Raw genomic sequence first — 18,151 nt, 5'->3', positions numbered from 1 at the left:
ACCATCAGCCGCTGATAGTCGACTCGCTTCATGCGATCAAGGCGCTTCATCGCCTCGGTGAAGCCGGAGTCTTCCATCTCGGTCATCACAAAGTTGCCCTGGCTGTCAGTGAAGAGCTTCACCCAGTCGTTGGCAAAGTCGGTCATCAGCTTGCCGTGCCAGTAGCTGTCAGAGGCGAAGGTGTCGCCGATCATCACCATGGGGGGCTTCTGAGCGTTGGGATAGCCGGTGAAACCTTTGCGGAACTCGGCGACTTCGGGCGAGTCCAGAAGCTGCGTGTCCTTGGTGAGGTTGTAGGCCCAGGCGGTCAGTTTGGTGTTGAGCTTGTAGGCGTTGACCCGGTCGCGGATCACGCCGCCGGAGGGCGGCAGCTTGTTCGGTTCGTGGGCTCCGATGGCGAAGTAGCCGGTCGGCCAGTCCTTCGGCATCTCACGCGGATCGATGTAGCGCGAGATGTCGTTGACGACATAGTTTGCCCATGCGGCAGAGCCGATTCCGGCATCGGCGGGATCGACTCCGGCAATGCCGTTCACCAGCCAGTAGGCATGGGTGAGGTCGAAGCGTGAGTCCGTGCCCAGGGCCATCAGCGAGGTGGTGGCGTTCACCAGCGTGGTGCCGCTGAGGAGGCCCAGAACGGTGTGTTCCGGGTTGGTGCGGAGGGGATGAATGCCGCCGGGGAAGTCGAGGGTTTCGGTCAGATGTTCGCGCTCGACCCAGAGCTGGAATTCGCCGGGGACATCGCCCTCGTCCTTGCCGATCTCAAATGTCGTGACAATAACGGCCTTGATCGGCCACGGCTTTTGGGCCTGTTGGGCCGATTGGGCAGAGAGCAGAGGGGCTGCGACGGTGAGCAGACACTCGCAACGCTGACGACAGGAGTTGGATGACACGCCCTTGGCCGAGAATAGCATCTGAGGACGTATGGCATCGCTTGAGATCCATCGCGGAGACATTACAAAACTGGCGGTCGACGCCATTGTGAACGCTGCCAACTCCTCTCTGCTGGGCGGTGGAGGAGTCGACGGCGCGATCCACCGCGCCGCCGGTCCCGAGCTGTTGCATGCCTGCAGTCTGCTGGGTGGCTGCAAAAMCGGTGACGCTAAACCCACACCAGGCTTCCGCCTACCGGCGAAGTGGGTCTTCCATGCGGTTGGTCCGGTATGGAACGGAGGCGGCAGCGGCGAGGATGACCTGCTTGCAAGTTGTTACAACCGTTGTCTCGATCTGGCGCGGGAGCATGGCGCCCGGAGCATCGCCTTCCCGGCGATCTCGACCGGGGTCTATCGTTTCCCGTTAGAACGGGCGACGGAGATCGCCGTGCGCGCTGTTCGCGAGCACGCTCATATGCCGCTGCTCGATCGCGTCGTCTTCGTTGTTTTCAGCGACGAGGCAGAGCGAGCGTACGCCGCGCTGTTGGGATAGCAGAATCCCTACTTCCGCAATCGTCTGGGGCGACGTATGCTATGCGAATACTTTTTCGCCATGGCACCCAAGGAACCTATTGTCGGCGCACCAGCTCTTCGCTATGAAGGCGAAGCCAAAGTACTGGGACGCGCCAAGTACATTGACGATCTTCATTTCCCGCAGATGATTCACGGCGCCACCGTGCGCTCGAAGTTTCCACGTGGGCGCATCACGGCCATCCGGTACGGCGAAGGCATTCCATGGGACGAGTTCACCATCGTTTCCTGGAAGGACATCCCGGGCGAGAACACCATCGTTCATCTGCTCAAGGACCATCCCTGCCTGGTGGAAGAGGTCGTCAATCATCCCGAAGAGCCCATCGTGTTGTTGGCGCATCCGGATAAGGCGCTGCTGCGCAAGGCCGTTGATGCGGTGACCATCGAGTACGAGCCGCTGCCGGCGGTCTTCACCATTGAAGAGTCAGAAGCTCCGGATGCGCCGGTCATCTGGAACAGCGAGGCAGGCGACTCGCCCAATGTCTTCAAGACCTACCTGATGGAGAAGGGCAACGTCGACGATGTGTGGGCGACCGCCGACTACATCATTGAAGGCGAGTACTCCACCGGCGCACAGGAACAGCTCTACATCGAGAACAACGGCGTCATCGCGGAGTACACCGAAGAAGGCGTCACCGTATGGGGATCGATGCAGTGTCCGTATTACCTGCATCACGCGCTGCAGCTTGCGTTTGCTTTGTCCGAAGAGAAGTGCCGCGTCATCCAGGTCGAGACCGGCGGAGCCTTCGGTGGCAAGGAAGACTATCCCTCCGTGATCGGTTGCCATGCCGCATTGCTGGCGATGAAGAGCGGCAGACCGGTGAAGATGGTCTACGACCGGATGGAGGATATGGCGGCGACCACCAAGCGTCATCCCTCGCGCACGCGCCACCGCACGGCGGTCTCAAAGGATGGCAGGCTGTTGGGCGGCGAGATCGAGTTTGCGATCGATGGCGGAGCGTATGTGACGCTGTCACCAGTGGTGCTGTCGCGCGGCACGATTCATGCTGCAGGACCTTACAACTGGCCGAATCTGCGTATCCGCGCCAAGGCGGTGGCGACAAACTGTCCTCCGCACGGAGCCTTCCGCGGCTTCGGCGCACCGCAGTCGATCTTTGGCCTCGAACGTCACATGGATCTGATCGCGAAGACCGTGGGCATTACGCCGGAGGAGCTCCGCCGACGTAACTTCCTTCAGCCCGGCGGTACAACAGCGACGGGGCAGTTGATCAAAGATCCCATCGATCTCAACGGCATGCTGACGCGTGCCCTGGAAGAGAGTGGATACCACGCCAAGCGCGCGGAGTTCGCAAAGACGAATCCAACGTCACCCATCAAGCGTGGCATTGGCTTCGCCACTTTCATGCACGGTGCCGGCTTTACCGGCAGCGGTGAACGGCGGTTGGACTCGCTCGTGGCCATTGAGGTCGATGACCAGGGCAGGCCGGAGATCCTGGTCTCGTCGACCGAGTTCGGGCAGGGCACGAATACCATCCTCTGCCAGGTAGCGGCGCAGGCGTTGCACGTCCCTTATAAGGACGTACGCATCGCGCAGCCTGACACCCATCGAGTGCCGAATAGCGGACCGACCGTCGCATCTCGTACAGCAATGATCGTCGGCAAGCTGGTGGAGACCGCATCGCACAACCTGCTGGGCTGTATGCGCGAAAGCGGGCTGTTGGGAGAGACCTACACACCGCAGCAGTTCTGTCACGCCGCGCTCGCCTACAAGCAGAAGCATGGCGAGCTGCGCGCCACGGCACGTTATCAGGCGCAGGACGATATCTTCTGGGACGACGATAAGTATCGCGGCGATGCGTATCCGGCGTATGCCTGGGCGGTGTATATCGCCCAGGTCGAGGTGGACACACGCACCTACATGGCCGAGGTGAAGAACTTCTGGGCGCTGCAGGAGGTTGGCAAAGTGCTGAACCCCGTGCTCGCCAAAGGGCAGGTCGAGGGCGGTGTCGCGCAAGGCATCGGCTATGCCATCTATGAGAAGTGTGTCTGGAAAGACGGTGTGATGGCCAACAATCAGATGACGAACTACATCATGCCTACCAGCGCCGATCTTCCGCCGATCCATGTGCTCTTCGAAGAAGTCCCCAGCATTCACGGACCCTCTGGAGCGAAAGGCATCGGCGAGCTTCCGATGGATGGCCCCGCTCCGGCGATTCTGAATGCGATTGAAGAGGCGACGGGTGTTCGCTTCAACCACTGCCCGCTGTTACCCGAGGACATCTTCGACAAGCTGGCGAACCCGACATTTACATCTGCCGATAGTTCTCAGCTCCAGCCTGCGGTTGCTGGTCCGGTCTTCAGCGGAACAACATCGTAGCGCAGCAGCGAGATCTGCATTTCAGAATTGGAATCACGTATGAGCATCATCACCTTCACTCTCAACGGCAGTCAGGTCACCGTCGATGCGCCTCCCATGACGCGCCTGCTCGACCTGCTGCGCGAACATCTGCACCTTACTGGAACGAAGGAGGGCTGCGGCGAGGGCGAGTGCGGCTCCTGTTCTGTGCTTCTGGACGGTGAGCTCATTAACTCCTGCCTGGTGCCTTCGCTTCAGGTACAGGGAGCCACCGTCACCACTATCGAAGGTCTCGGAGAGCATACGCACCTTCATCCCATCCAGCAGTGCTTTCTGGAGAAAGGTGGAGCGCAGTGCGGCATCTGTACGCCCGGCATGATCCTGGCGACGCACCATCTGCTGGAGAAGCATCCGGCTCCGACCCTCGATGAGATCCGGGAAGGTCTCTCCGGCAATCTCTGCCGCTGCACCGGTTACATGCGTATCTTCGAGGCCGTGCAGCAGACGGCGAAGCTGGCGGAGGCAGGGAAGTAAGCTATGCGATCTGACGTTCGCGATTACACGCTCACCGCTCCCGGCTCGCTCGGTGCCGTGCTCTCGGCGCTTGCGGCGAATCCCAGACTTACGCCTATTGCCGGCGGCACTGAGCTGATGGTGGCGCTCGGCGTCGGCCGGCTTGGACCGCGTGAGCTTATCTCGCTCCACCGCCTCAAAGAGTTGCACTTTATCGAGGAGCACGCTGAAACACTGACACTCGGTGCTGGAGCGACGTTTACCGATATCCGCCGCAATGAAACCATCGCACGCGAGTTTCCCCTGTTGGTGCAGACTGCGGCGTGGACCGGGTCCATCGCCAATCAGAATCGCGGAACACTCGGCGGCAATATCGCGAATGCTTCACCTGCGGCGGATAATCCGCCGGCGCTTCTTGTCTACGACGCAACCATCGAGCTCGTGAGCGCGAATGGCCGCCGCACGCTGCCGTACGACGAGTTCCATCTCGGCTACAAGAAAACCGTGCTGTTACCGGGCGAGCTGATCTATGCCATCCGCCTGCCGTGCCGTTTCGCACAGCACCGGCAGTATGTCCGCAAGGTAGGTACGCGCAACGCGCAGGCCATCTCGAAGATCGCGCTTGCGGCAACCGCATTGATGGATGGCTCGACCGTACGTGAGATTCGTCTTGCGGGAGCAAGCCTGGTGGACCGTCCCGCACGCTTGCATGCGACAGAGGCGGTGTTACTTGGCAAGACGATCACACCGGAGCTCCGGACACTCGCTGCTGCTGCGTTAGCCTCGGAGATCAAGCCGATCGATGACATCCGCTCGACTGCGAAGTACCGCACGGCGGTGGCGTGCAATTTACTGGATGAGTTTCTACTGTCGTTGTGAGTACTACTTAAAGCTGTCATCCTGAGCCTAAGCGAAGGACCTGCGTGCTTATCCCCGCCCGGGTGGGCACCCGAGTGAGGAAAGAACTACTTCAGCTTTTCTAAATCCTCAGGCGTATCGATATCCACCTCGCCGCCTGGAAGCTCAATCACCGTGACTGTTTCGTGCTGCAGGATATCTCTGGCTCCCGCATCTCCCTGCAGTTTCATCAACTCCGAAAATAGATCGCGCGGAAAGACTGCCGGAACGCCACGCCGACCTGCATACCCGCTGGAAGCCAAGCCACTCACACCGAGCAGCGCACGTAGATGCTCCACCGTGACGCGGGGCTGGTCGCAGGCCATCACCAGCACACCTTCCGTCATTCCGATGGCGAGGTCGCGCAGTCCCGCACGGATTGACGAGGCCATACCCTCCTGCCATTCGTCGTTATGCACCACATGTATGGAATCAAGCGGAACCACAGCTTCGATCTCTTCCCGGTTGGCTCCCAGAACGACAACGATGGGTTCGCAGCCAGCCTCATTGGCAATACGGATCGCCCTTGCGAGTAGTGTCTCCTCGCCGAGGCGTACCAGTTGCTTCGGCTGACCCAGCCGTGTCGAAGCCCCTGCCGCCAGAATCAGCGCTGCTGCCTTCATGGCTGCACATCCAGAGCGCACAATACATCTTCATAACGAATGGCCGGTCCTTCGTCGATGATGGTCCGCACTTTTTCGGCGGTGAGCTGGCGTAAGCCTGCCGGACGCTGGTGCAGCACTGCCTGCACTTCGGCAAGAATGGCGAGCGCAACCGCTTCCGGACCATCGCCGCCAAGGTCGAGACCGATAGGCGCATGCACGCGGTTGCAGGCCTCCTGCAGAGTGAGACCAGCGTGCTGTGCTGCCTCTTCGATAAGCAGACTCGAACGGTGGCGCGCACCCAGCAGGCCGAGGTACTTCGGCGCGAGCGGCAACAGCTCAGTCAGCCAGCGGCGGTCCTGGTCGTAGCTGTGCGTCATCAGGATCACGGCATCGTTGGAGGTCACCTTCACGTCAGCAAGTGTTTCGGCGACTCCTACGGCCTCCGCGCCGGGAAAGCGCTCCCATTTGGCGAGTTGTGGCCGGCCATCGGCGACAATCACGGTCCAGCCGAGTTCGTTGGCCATGCGAACGACAGGACGGGCGTCGTCACCTGCTCCCAGTACAACCAGCCGCTGCGGTGCGGCCAGTATCTCTTCAAAGCAGCGTTCGGGATCCGCCTCGTCCCAGCCGGGAAAATTGGTATCCGCAAAGAGTTCTTCACCGCGCGCTGAGCGGATCAACCGCTTCAGCCCGGCCTCACCAATACGCGGAAGCCATGTCGTGACCTTGCAGGGATATCCATGCAGTGAGGCTGCCATTGCGCCTAGAAGAGCCCGACAGGCCTCAGCGTCCACAGGCTCCAGCAGCAGGTCCACAATGCCGCCACAGCCCAGACCGTAGGGAATCTCAGCGGTGTCATCGAAGGCGGTGGAGAAGCGCTCGATGACGGCTCCGTTGCGCACCTTCCATAGGGCCTTGCGCAGGATCTCCGCTTCCAGGCAGCCACCGCTGATGGTGCCTGAGGTGCGCCCGTCCGGCAGGATCAACAGACGGGCTCCTGGGCGGCGATAGCTGGAGCCATGCACGCGCACCAGCGTGACCAGAACGCCGCCGGCGGCCTGTCCCGAAAGTACGACGATGTCTCTGCGCTCTTTCATGTGTAGTGAGATGCTAGCTCAGGCGAAAAAGAAAAGCGCAACCTGGCGTTACTGTTTCTCGCTGAAGGTGTGAATTCCGCACTCCAGCTTCTTTCCGCCCCAGCGCCCGGCGCGGGCATTATTGGGGTCGGTAGAGATAGCGGTGCACGGCTCACATCCAATGGAGGTATACCCCTTGGCGTAGAGTGGCAGCTCCGGGATGTTGTGAGCCTGGGCGTATGCGGTGACCTGCTCCCATGTCCAGTCCGCCAGCAGCGAGATCTTCTTCAGCTCGTGGCCATTGGGAGTGCGATGATCCTCGACCTTTTTGAGGTTGGCGCGCGTCGGCGACTGTTCCCGGCGCAGGCCGGTGAACCACACACCGTAGGGCTCCAATGACTTCATCAGAGGCCCCACCTTGCGCAGGTTGCAGCACTCGGTCGGATTCACGATGTGCAACAGGCCGCGTTTCGCCTCGTGCTCGGCGCGTGTCTCTTCAGGCAGTGCGTTGACGAGGTTCAGGTTCCAGGCAGCCACCATCTGGTCGCGGTAGGCGTAAGTCTCCGCGAAGTGATAGCCGGTCTCCAGGAAAATGACGGCGATCTCCGGCTGAATCTTCCGCAGGATATCCAGCACGACCATGTCCTCGGTCTGGAAGCTGCAGGTAAAGCAGGCAGGCACACCGGCAAATTCAGCGAAGATCTGTTCCGCCAACTGCTCTGCGCTCAACGAGTCGTAGTCCACCGGAAGGGCGACGCTCATACGGTTACTCCCATCTCCGCCAGTGCGGCAATCAGTCCGGCATCGTCTGTAGCATCGAGGACCGTCGCACCTTCAACAGCACCGGCGACGATCGCCAGCACACCGGCAAGCTGCAGCGCACGCACCGCAACTGGAACCTCATCCGGAGTGAAGCCATGCAGCACCACAGCGCGATGCCCGGCGGCCGCCAGCAGCTCTCGCAGGCGCTCGGCCAGGTCGATGTGGGCAGCGGCTAGCAACGCAGGCAGGTCGTTGCGGGTTACCGTGCGGACAGCACGGTCGATCATCAGCGCGCCAACAGTCGCGTTCGAGAGCGGATCGATCAGGATCGCCGCACCGGTTACGCGATTCTCGCGGTAGGCATCGAAGAAGAGCGGCAGGTTGGTCTCGAACTCAACTTCCGCGATGTCGTTCATCTTCAGCTCGGTGGCGTCCAGATGCTCCAGCGAGTTGACGTCGACTCGATAGGCAATGCGCTTCACCTCCGCACGGACGACACGGGAGGTCTGCTTCAGAAGGTAGGTCTTGCCGGCTTCGAGCGGCTCCTCGTGCATCCACACGACCTTGCTGACCCGCGCGGACAGTGCCGCCGGCAACCTGTCCGGCAAAGCCGCGGAAGGTGCGGTCAGGGCGAACGACGAGCTGTACCGGGAAACGCAGCGGCTGGTCGGAAACGTGCTCGCGCAGCGGCACGGTCTCCAGGTACTCCAGCAAGGTTGGCCCGCTGTACCACGGCATGTTGGTCGAGGAGGTAACGACGTTATCGCCCTCAAGCGCTGAGACCGGGATGATCTGCACGTTGCGTAGGCCAAGCCGTTTTGCCAGGGCGCGGAAGTCGGCTTCGATGGCGCGGAACTTCGCCTCATCGTAGCTAACGAGATCCATCTTATTCACGGCGGCGACGACGTGGGGAATACCCAGCAGCGATGCGATAAAGCTGTGACGGCGCGACTGCGGAAGAATACCCTTGCTGCCGTCCACCAGGACGATGGCGACATCGGCCGTTGATGCGCCCGTGGCCATGTTGCGTGTGTACTGCTCGTGCCCCGGCGTGTCCGCGATGATGAACTTGCGCTTCGCGGTGGCGAAGTARCGGTASGCYACRTCGATGGTGATGCCCTGCTCGCGCTCRGCRCGCAGSCCGTCGGTSAGCAGGGAGAGGTCAACACGTCCGTTGCCTGCGCGATTGACRCGGCTCTTGGCGACGGAGGCGAGCTGATCCTCGTAGACGCTCTTGGTGTCATGCAGCAGGCGGCCGATGAGCGTGCTCTTGCCGTCATCGACAGAGCCTGCAGTGGTGAAGCGCAGCAGCTCACGGTCGAGATGCGAGTCCAGAAATACACGGAAGTCAGTGTGTGCGGATGCGGTGGCCATTTTAGAAGTAGCCCTCCCGCTTCTTGGTCTCCATGGAGCCCTCTTCGTCGTGGTCGATGGCGCGGTTCTCGCGCTCAGAGCGGCGGAAGCTGATCAGCTCCGCGATGATCTTTTCAAGGGTGTCGGCCTCGCTGCGGATCGCTCCGGTGCAGGRCATGCAGCCCAGCGAACGCATACGGCACATCACCGTCTCAATCTTTTCCCCGGGTAGCAGGCGCGTCTCGGCATAGGTCAGAGTGATCTGTCCGGCGCGGATAACGGCTTCACGTTCACGCGCAAAGTAGAGCGGCACGATGGGAATCTGCTCGGCGTAGAGATAGAGCCAGATGTCGAGCTCGGTCCAGTTCGAGAGCGGGAAGACGCGAATGCTCTCGCCCTTCTTCAGGCGCGAGTTGTAGACCTGCCAGAGCTCTGGGCGCTGGTTCTTCGGGTCCCACTGTCCGTTGCCGTCGCGGAAGCTGTAGACACGCTCCTTGGCGCGGCTCTTCTCTTCGTCGCGGCGAGCTCCACCGAAGGCTGCATCGAAGCCGCCGGCCTCCAGGCCGTCGAGCAGAGCACGCGTCTTCAGCAGACCGCAGCAGTTCTGCGTTCCCAGGTCGTGCGGATTCGCTCCATCGGCAATGGCCTTCTCATTGCGGTGCACAATCAGGTCGGCGCCGATCTCCTTTACGTAGTTGTCGCGGAAGGCGATCATCTCCGGGAACTTGTAGCTGGTATCGATGTGCAGCAGAGGGAAGGGAATCTTGCCGGGGTAAAAGGCTTTCTGTGCCAGCCGCAGCATGACGCTTGAGTCTTTGCCGATGGAATACAGCATGACCGGCCGTGCGAATTCGGCGACGGCCTCGCGCAGGATGAAGATGCTTTCGGCCTCTAACGCGCGCAGATGGTCCATCTTGCGCGGCGTCAGAAGCTCGGCGACGGACGATGCAGCGTCAGTGGGAAGAAGGGTACTCATAGACTCCGGTGCTTCCAGAAAAGATGATGTGGGACGAGAGAACGATGCGCGAGCGCGAGGGGGAGGGCGCTAGAGGAGACAACAACAGCGGTCGGTAAGGACGCGGCGCATCACGTGTTTATTCTAACAAAAAAGGGCGGGGCAACCGGCACGTTAGGCCACCCCGCCTGCTCGCAAAGCTTGTGCTTACAGTTATTTAGCTGTCACTGTCATGGTGTAGGCAGCCGACCTCGTCAAGGTGCCATCGGTGGCCGTCACAGTCACGGTGTAGGTTCCCGGGTAGGTCGGATCGCTGTTCTTGGAAGGCAGCTTGCCGCTGCAGCCGCTCAGCGGCAACAGGAAGAACAAGGCAAGACCGCAGAGGGCTCCGGCGCGTGCCACGCCTTTTACGCGACGACGGGCACACCACAGCAGCAGGCCCCCCGCGACACCGAAGATCGACATCCAACGCCCGTAGCCCGTGTAGCCGATCACCGTGTACTGCGCCGTGGTGGCGATCGTCACGGCATCGGTCGTCGCGGACGAGAGTGTCAGTGTGCTGTTGGCGAAGCTTACGGTCGTTCCGCCCGCAGTGGTGGAGGAACTGAGAGTGATCGAGTTGTTGAAGCCGCCGATCGGTGTAAGAGTAGCCGTCGAGCTGAGAGACAGCCCGGCGATCACGCTGCCGGAGGTTGGGTTCAACGTGATCGAGAAGTCCACACCGTTGCCTGTCAGAGCAACGGTGATGACAGGCACCTTGGTGTCGTTGGTGCTAACCGTTATCGTTCCGGTTCGTGTTCCGGTGGCCGTGGGGGTGAAGGTCACGCTCAGAGTGCAGCTTGCCAGACCGGCCAGCGTGCTGCCGCACGTACTGGTGTAAGCGTAGTCACCGGTGATGGTGATGGAAGTCAGAGCGATGGTCGCATTGGTGTAGTTGGTAATGGTGACCGCCTGCGCCGACGAGCTATAGCCCATATCCACGTTGCCGAAACTCAACGAGGTGGGAGACGCCTCCACATCAGCAACACCGCGGCCGCTCAGCGAGGCGGTCAGGGTTCCGTTCACGCTGCTGTTCGAAGTCACGGTCAGCGTGCCTGTTTGCGACCCGAGAGTCGTTGGAGTGAAGGCGACCAGGATGGTGCAGCTTGCTGCCGCGGCGACGGTGCCGCAGTTATTGGTGACCACCGTCCATCCGCTGGTGACCGTCGCTGCGCTTACCTTCAGTGCGATTGCGCTGGTATTGGTCCAGGTGAAGGTCTGGGTGGCAGAGGTCGTATTCAGAATCACGTTGCCGTAGGTGGCGCTGGTAGGCGAGAGCGTTGCGGTACGGTGACGGTGATGGTGCAAGTCTGCTGATCGCTCAACGCGCTGCAGTTGGAGGTCTGTGTGTAGTCGCTTGCGTTCGTGCCGCTGATGGCAATGTTGGTGACGTTCACCGTTGAGGTGAAGCCCGAGGTGTTCTGCACGGTCACCGAGAGCGATTTCGAGCCGCCAACGTACACATCGCCGAAGTTCAGTGAGGTGGCAGAGACCGCCGCCGAGGTAGGAACGGCAGGGATCAGGAAGCTGACCACCTGGCCGTCGTGCGAGGTCAGTCCGGCGGGGGTGGTGGAACTGTTCGTGTTCACGGCGGCAAAGTCGGCGGTAAAGYGCGGCTGCACCACGCTGGTCATGTAGCTGGCCAGTGAGTTTTGCGCCGTGGTGGACGCGGTCACGGTTGACGATGCAAGAATGTGCTCCATCGCATCCGCCTGGCCGCGGGTGATGGCGTTGTAGCGCTGCAGGGTCGTTACATCCGTGGTGAAGTTCGTCAGCGCTCCCGTGGTTGCAGTCGCCTGGTACAGCGTGACTGCGGTGGCTGCCGCGGGCGAGCCGTTGATGATACCCATCACGTCGACGTAGCCATCGTTGAATTCGGCGGCATTGAAGTTGCCGTCCACGAGCACATTCTCACCGGCGGTCTGCTCCGTCTGAACCAGTTGGCTGACGTAATAAGCCTGTGCTGCACGACGGGCGCGGACATCGGCTCCCAGGCTACTGTCGCCGATGTTGTCGCGGCTGGTCAGATGCACGTTGATCACAGTGACCGGATACGTCTTGCCGACGCGATGCACCTCGGCCTTCAGCATCAGGGGCGGCCGCTCAAACAGTGTTCCACCGCTGTAGGTGGCGCTGGCTCCCATCTGGGTCACGGAGTCCGCATCGATACGAGAGGTGTTCACCAGAAAGCCGAGATTCAGGCTATTACTGTCGCTGCTCTGCACCAGGTAGCCTTTGTAGCTGGTGCTTCCCAGCGTGTTGACGGCGGAGGCGAGGTCATTGAGGGTTGTCTGGTCCTGCACCTCCTGCACACTCAGAATGTCCGGCGTGCCGAGGGAGTTGACGATGGCCAACGCTGCCTTGGTCAGGCGGCGTGTATAGGCGCTCGATGAGATGGCGACCGAGCCGGTCGTTGCGCCGGTGGTGGAGTAGAAGCGGTCCAGGTCCAGCGTTCCTACCTGGAAGTGTGTGGAGTCGGCGGTTGCAGATGTAGTGGTCGCCACACTTCCATTTACGGTGCAGACGCTGGTGGGGAAGATCAGAAGGCGAGCATAGCCAAGCGTGTAGTCGATCAGGCCAATGCCGGCCGTGGCGCCCACTTTGATGCTTGAGCCCGTGGTGCAGGTGATTGACTGACCGACGGTGATGTCAACCGCCGTTCCGCCAAAGGTGGTGGTGTCAATCAGGATGCGTTGCGGGTTGCCGCCCCAGGTCGGAACAGTGCTGGGAGCGCCGGAGGGAACATACTCATCGCCCGCGATGCCGGTGGAGCGGAAGAGATGGTTATTGGTGGAAGTGTTGGAGTTGAGTGTTGCCCAGAACTGTCCATTCGAGGTGACTGAGATTAGGTTGTCCCAACTGCTGCTCGGTTCGGAGATATAAAACCCGCCGGTACTCATGACGCCGACCACGATGCCGGAGGTGGAGACGCTCTTACCCAGGTATGGGGAGTTGGGAAGGCTGGTCATGATGTCGTGGATCGAAACCGAAGTCTGGGCCCGGCCAACGGAGGCCACCAGGGCCAGAGAAAGAAAAGACAGAGTAGTGCGGATGAACTGTTTCAAAGCCCAACTCGTTTCAGCCCATAGCTCCGCTATGACGGTCTAGCCGCCTGTTTGCGGAAATCATTTAGGCATTGAGTGAAATACCGATTCGCCCATTACAGACGCGGGCTTTCGCGTGCGCGATTACACACGTATCTCTCTGTGCGGTAGAGCATTTTCCCTGTGGGTGTGATGTAAGGCTTTCCCATCTATGGGCGTTTTCCGCAATGAAAACGCCGCTGCACTCCTCTCCCGGGATACCCAGCAACAGGGAAAATGCTCTAACAACAAACGGGTTGTTGGATGAAGAGGGAAGAGGCGAGGACAGATGCCGTAGTGCTGTATGGCGGGAGGGCCGCTCGTCCCCCACGAACGGCCACACACCACCCACTCAGGAGGCTTTCAGAGGTCCCCGAAAATCCCCCTGCAGCTGAGAGACGAGGGGGCGCAGAACGGGATTACATCGCCGCCGGATTTTTTGGCAGCCTGGGGTGTCGACGAATTTGGGACAGACCGTGTGCGTGGTCTCGTTGGATCTGTCGATACGCCCTAAACAGCCATCTCCCGCCGTGAAGCGAACTCCTTCACCACCACGGGAGCCAGGCGTGACGTACGCGCCGTGGCGGCCAGTCTGCGGCTGGCTATCAGTACCACTTTGCGGAAGATCTTCATTGMCGGCGACAGGTTGCTCTCCAGAAATGCAAGTCCGAGTGTTACCGGAGGCAGTTCTTCTTCGATCGGAAGCATCGTGACTCCGGGCACTACGCAGGTGCGGATACCTTCGGTCGTAATGGCAATCCCTTCGCCAGCGGATGCGTAGGCGAATTGCACCGAGCAGGACTGCGGGCTCTCCGTGAACTTTGGCGTGATGCCGAACGGGGCCAGCATGCTGTGCAGCGCGGGTTGATGGAAGCGGCAATCCTTCAGGCGCGAGGCGATGATCGGGGTTGAACGGAAGACCTGCACGCTGACCGAGCTCTGCTGCGCCAACTGGCTCTCAGAGCTGACCACAGCCATCATCTTCTCCTGCCGCAGGGGATCGAAATGGATGCCTTCAATCGGCAGCGCCGGCATCATCAGCAGGGCGTCGACCTTGCCTTCCGGCAGGGCGGCCATCTGCTGCTCGGTGGTCATGTCACAGACCTCGAGCTCAAAGGTCGGATATTCGTCGGCAAGCATGCGGATCACATTCGGCAGCAGGACGAACTGTCCAACCGGGCCGCAGGCGATGGTCAGCCGCAGGCGCGAGTCCAGGGACTGCAGGCAATCGCGGGCGGCGTCGACCGTGTCCAGAATCGATTTGGCGTACTCGCGGAAGGCCGCACCGGCTTCGGTCAGGCGCACGTGCTGCCGTGTCCGCTCGAACAGCCTCACGCCGAGCGCGTGCTCCAGACCTTTGATCTGAAAGGTCAGTGTCGGCTGGCTGATGTAGAGCGAACGCGCGGTCTTACCGTAGTTCAACACTTCGGCCAGGGTGAGAAAACACTGCAACTGCCGGATACGAAAGTCCAAAACCCTCTTCTCCCAGTCCAGATTGCTGCTCAGGTTGTCGTGCTTGTGGTCGCGTTGAGTCTTAGTTTTGCCTCGTATTTCCCACTTGTCAATAAGAGATGAATTCTTCTTTTATCAATCACGGCTGAAAATCTTTCGATTAGACAAGCTGCCGATCCGCTTTTACGCTGCTCTCACACACGATCGAAAATGCGCTGTTCCCGGGGATGGATCTCCGTTCGTCCCCTTTGCACTTGTCCGGCGGATCAGCCTCCTGAGTCACCGCCACCCAGCAGTACAGGCACATAAAGAACCCCATATAAGGGCCCGGCTCGACGATTTCCCGTTATCGATATCGCGGCAGAGGCCTGTCTATCTGAATTTGTTTTTGTGAGGTCACTTGGCATGAAGATATTCCTTCGCTCCCTGCTTCTTCTTGTTGCACTCTCCGTGGTCACCGTAGTCGGCCGTGCCCAGCAGACTGGCTTCACCGGAAAGATCACGGACACACAAGGTGCGGCCATCTCCGGCGCCTCCGTCGAGGTTGTTCGCGTCGGTGGTGCTGCGTTCCACGCCACGACCAACGCCGAGGGTATCTACCTGATCCCGTCACTGGTCGCCGCTGACTACGAGATCACCGCCTCCTCCTCCGGCTTTACGCCGGTAAAGAAGCCGGTCACGCTGCTTGTCGGCCAGCTCGTAACGCTTGATCTGCAGCTTCCCATCGCATCCACGACAACCTCGATCGTTGTCGAGGCCGAGTCGCTCGCCATCGATACCACTTCCTCGGTTGTGGCTGGCAACGTAACGCCGCAGGAGGTTCAGGGTGTACCGATCAACGGCCGCAACTACATGTCCTTGGCGACGCTGGTCCCAGGCATCAAGATCAACGCCGTTACCTCGGACGTTCCCGTTGGCTCCGCATCGGAGTCGGGTAAGTTCATGATCACGATGGACGGTCTGCAGGTCTCGCAGGATACTGCCGGTGCTGCTTTCGGTCAGCCGCGCTTCTCCCAGGATGCAATCTCACAGTTCCAGATCATCACGAACCGGTTCGACGCAACACTGGGCCGCTCGGCGGGCGTCTACGTCAACTCGCAGTCGAAGTCCGGATCGAATTCCTATCACGGCGGCCTTTTCGGCTACTTCCGCAACGACTCCCTGAATGCACCCGATCCGGTGGCCAAGAAAGTGCTGCCCTTCAGCGATCAGCAGTTCGGTGGCACCATGGGTGGGCCCATCAAGAAAGACAAGCTCTGGTTCTTTGGCTCCTATGAGGGTGAGCGCAAGCCCGATACCGCCACTACCACTAATCTGGTCACGAATGCCGCCTTCTCGCATCCGAACACACTGCGCGTGAACGAGTATCTTGGCCGCGGTGACTACCAGATCAATGCGACCAACCGCATCTTTGTCCGTGGCGATGGCTTCACCTACAAGAGCGACTATTTGGGTGTGAGCGGTAACGCCGATCCATCGCGCGCCTACCAGGGAACCCGCACCAGCTACGGCTTCGTCGCCGACTGGAACTCGAATATCACTCCCAACCTGGTGAACGATCTGCATGGCGGATATCACCATTTCGGATGGCARAACCTGCCCTACACCCAGTCAATGGAGATCATCTTCTCCAACATCACGGTCGGCGGCCCCTATAACTACCCGCAGATCTTCGCCCAGAACAATCAGGACTACCGCGACGACGTCTTCTGGCTAAAGGGCAAGCACTCGGTCAAGTTCGGCGCCGAGTACATCTACACCGGTCACGGTGGCTACTTCCAGCAGAACGTGCGCGGCCGCATCAATCCCTGCAGCGCCTCCATCACGGCGGCCCAGTACAACGCCATGTTCCCCAACGGCGCCTCCGACGCCTCAAGCTGGAACTACACGGCGATCAACTCGGTCTGCGGCGGTGCGGCGACCTTTATCAAGGGCTTCGGCGACTTCACCGTCGATGTTCCTCGCTCCATCTACGGTTTCTGGTTCCAGGATGACTGGAAGATTCTTCCGCGCCTGACGGTGAACCTCGGTATCCGCTACGACAACGACTTAGGCGCCTTTACCGGCGGGCCGAAGCTCAGCAATGGCCTGCTGGTGCCGCAGGGGAACGACAACAACAACTTCGCACCGCGCATCGGTTTTGCCTGGGATCCCATGGGTAACGGCAAGACGAATATCCGTGGCGGCGCAGGTCTCTACTTCGCCGACATCTCCGCCAACCAGATCATCGACCAGCAAATCTTCAATGGAGTCTCCACGATCCAGGCTTCGGTGAGTGGTACGGCGGCAAACCCGATCAACTTCTCCGATCCGTTCAAGGGCGGCAACCCGGCGGCCAACCCGTCAGCGTATACGCAGGCGGTACAGCCGCTGGCCAAGGACGCCAAGGTGCCCTACGCGCTGCAACTCTCTTTCGGCGTACAGCGTGAATTGCCCTGGAAAACGATCCTCAACATGGACTTCGTCCACACGCGTGCGTACGACGATTGGATCCGGCTCAACGGCAACTTCCTGGCCGATCCGACGAATGCACAGCGCAACCTGAACCCGAACAGCACGCTCGCGTCCAGCACGGCCCGCGTCTGCGGTAACGGCTCAGTGGCTCTGGACACCATCTCCAGCTATGGCAGCAGCACCCGCCAGGTCTGCAACCAGTCTTTCACTTCGGTCTCGCAGTTCTTCACGCCGGGTGGAGCGGGTTCCATCTATGACGGCCTGCAGCTCGGCATCAAGCACTCCGTGACCGCTGGGTTCACAGGCGCTCTCGCTTATACCTGGGCGCGTACGAAGAACTCGACGGAAGGCCCCTTCTACTATCCCAATAAGCCCTTTGCTTCCGGTATCAAGGATGAGTGGGGTAACGGTACGGATGACCAGCGCCACTCGCTTACGTTGAGTGGTGAGTACAAATGGAAGTACGGTCTCTCGCTCTCCTCGCTCTTCCGCTTTGGCTCGGGCCTGGCCTTTGCGACCGCCACGGGAACAGCATCACCGAATGGCGGCACCCCGAGCTTCAACCGTACCGTCGCAGCCGGCACGACGCCGATCCAGGCAGGCACGACCTGCGCTGTCGCGCCTTGCCTCGCTGTCTACGCTCCCATGTCGAAGTTCTCTTACGATGCCAACTACGGTTACTGGGTGATGGCCCGTAACGCCTTCCGCGGCCGTGCTTACGAGCGCATCGACAGCCGTCTACAGGAAGCCTTCCCTATCGGCGAAAAAATCAAGGCAAGCGTCGCTGTCGAGGTCTTCAACCTCTTCAATCACTTCAACCCCTACAGCTACAACACCAACGCCAACTCTTCGGCCTACGGCACGCCTACGGCGGCCGGCGGCAGCGGTTACCTGGAGTACGCTCCGCGTCAGCTTCAGTTCATCGGCCGCATTAGCTTCTAAACTGGTTCCGCTTCACATAAATCCACGCAGTGCGTTCCCAATGGGACGCACTGCGTTCTTCCGTTGAAGGAGCTTTCAAGGTTCATGCGTCTCTCCGCTCTCGCCTCCGCTGCTCTGCTTCTCTCGGTACCGGCGTTCTCCCAGGCCGCGAAACCTGTCGCTGGAAAACCCGACGCCTCTACATCGAAGACCAAAATCAACCCCATCCACGAGGGCACCAATATGGCCTCGACTGTCTCGCCC

At 60.4% G+C, this 18,151-nt stretch carries 14 protein-coding genes and 1 pseudogene; 5 read left to right on the top strand and 10 right to left on the bottom strand.

What is annotated here, in order from left to right; translation table 11 throughout:
• On the bottom strand, positions 1-911 hold a 911-nt coding region (locus AB4043_RS07965), incomplete at its 3' end, for a purine nucleoside permease (RefSeq protein WP_442306815.1).
• A gap of 10 nt (positions 912-921) precedes the next feature.
• On the opposite strand from AB4043_RS07965, the gene AB4043_RS07960 reads away from it, so the two are divergent.
• From AB4043_RS07960 to AB4043_RS07945, 4 genes are read left to right on the top strand one after another with little or no spacing between them, the layout of a single operon-like run.
• A complete protein-coding gene (locus AB4043_RS07960; RefSeq protein ID WP_442306814.1) occupies positions 922-1,422 on the top strand; it encodes an O-acetyl-ADP-ribose deacetylase in 501 nt (166 codons plus the stop codon).
• Between the two features lie 60 nt (positions 1,423-1,482).
• Positions 1,483-3,798 (top strand): xanthine dehydrogenase family protein molybdopterin-binding subunit, encoded by a 2,316-nt coding sequence (locus AB4043_RS07955; protein ID WP_442300537.1) that lies wholly within the window; start codon positions 1,483-1,485, stop codon positions 3,796-3,798.
• 39 nt (positions 3,799-3,837) lie between these two features.
• Positions 3,838-4,311: a (2Fe-2S)-binding protein gene (locus AB4043_RS07950; protein ID WP_442300538.1), complete on the top strand. Its 474-nt coding sequence runs from the start codon at positions 3,838-3,840 to the stop codon at positions 4,309-4,311.
• Positions 4,312-4,314: 3 nt separating this feature from the next.
• The gene (locus AB4043_RS07945) at positions 4,315-5,169 is read left to right on the top strand and encodes an FAD binding domain-containing protein (protein ID WP_442300539.1); all 855 of its coding nucleotides are present in this window, start codon (positions 4,315-4,317) and stop codon (positions 5,167-5,169) included.
• Between the two features lie 86 nt (positions 5,170-5,255).
• On the opposite strand, the gene AB4043_RS07940 is transcribed toward AB4043_RS07945, so the two are convergent.
• From AB4043_RS07940 to AB4043_RS07900, 9 genes and pseudogenes are all read right to left on the bottom strand, one after another.
• Positions 5,256-5,810, bottom strand: coding sequence for a nucleotidyltransferase family protein (locus AB4043_RS07940; RefSeq protein ID WP_442300540.1), 555 nt, complete (start codon positions 5,808-5,810; stop codon positions 5,256-5,258).
• Entirely contained in the window at positions 5,807-6,889 is a 1,083-nt protein-coding gene (locus AB4043_RS07935) for an XdhC family protein (RefSeq protein WP_442300541.1), read from the bottom strand. Before AB4043_RS07935 ends, AB4043_RS07940 begins: the two co-directional genes overlap by 4 nt.
• 48 nt (positions 6,890-6,937) lie before the next feature.
• Positions 6,938-7,630, bottom strand: a complete 693-nt coding sequence (locus AB4043_RS07930) for a phosphoadenylyl-sulfate reductase (RefSeq protein ID WP_442300542.1) — start codon at positions 7,628-7,630, stop codon at positions 6,938-6,940.
• Positions 7,627-8,184: an elongation factor 1-alpha C-terminal domain-related protein gene (locus AB4043_RS07925; protein WP_442306813.1), complete on the bottom strand. Its 558-nt coding sequence runs from the start codon at positions 8,182-8,184 to the stop codon at positions 7,627-7,629. The genes AB4043_RS07930 and AB4043_RS07925 overlap by 4 nt, the downstream gene beginning before the upstream one ends.
• Before the next feature lie 52 nt (positions 8,185-8,236).
• A pseudogene (locus AB4043_RS07920) lies at positions 8,237-9,004 on the bottom strand (sulfate adenylyltransferase subunit 1); the annotation flags it as partial.
• A gap of 1 nt (position 9,005) precedes the next feature.
• Entirely contained in the window at positions 9,006-9,959 is a 954-nt protein-coding gene (gene cysD / locus AB4043_RS07915) for a sulfate adenylyltransferase subunit CysD (protein ID WP_442306812.1), read from the bottom strand.
• A 192-nt stretch (positions 9,960-10,151) separates the two neighbouring features.
• On the bottom strand, positions 10,152-11,285 hold the full coding sequence (locus AB4043_RS07910; RefSeq protein ID WP_442306811.1) for a choice-of-anchor D domain-containing protein: 1,134 nt from the start codon (positions 11,283-11,285) through the stop codon (positions 10,152-10,154).
• Positions 11,222-13,042 (bottom strand): hypothetical protein, encoded by a 1,821-nt coding sequence (locus tag AB4043_RS07905; protein ID WP_442306810.1) that lies wholly within the window; start codon positions 13,040-13,042, stop codon positions 11,222-11,224. The genes AB4043_RS07910 and AB4043_RS07905 overlap by 64 nt, the downstream gene beginning before the upstream one ends.
• 528 nt (positions 13,043-13,570) lie before the next feature.
• Entirely contained in the window at positions 13,571-14,533 is a 963-nt protein-coding gene (locus AB4043_RS07900; RefSeq protein ID WP_442306809.1) for a LysR substrate-binding domain-containing protein, read from the bottom strand.
• Positions 14,534-14,917: 384 nt separating this feature from the next.
• Between AB4043_RS07900 and AB4043_RS07895 the strand changes: the two genes are divergently transcribed.
• Positions 14,918-17,908 (top strand): carboxypeptidase regulatory-like domain-containing protein, encoded by a 2,991-nt coding sequence (locus AB4043_RS07895; RefSeq protein WP_442300548.1) that lies wholly within the window; start codon positions 14,918-14,920, stop codon positions 17,906-17,908.
• Positions 17,909-18,151: the final 243 nt, after the last annotated feature.

This window comes from Terriglobus sp. YAF25, from assembly GCF_052113305.1.
Classification (GTDB): domain Bacteria; phylum Acidobacteriota; class Terriglobia; order Terriglobales; family Acidobacteriaceae; genus Terriglobus.
This window is presented reverse-complemented; position numbering and strand designations above follow the sequence as displayed.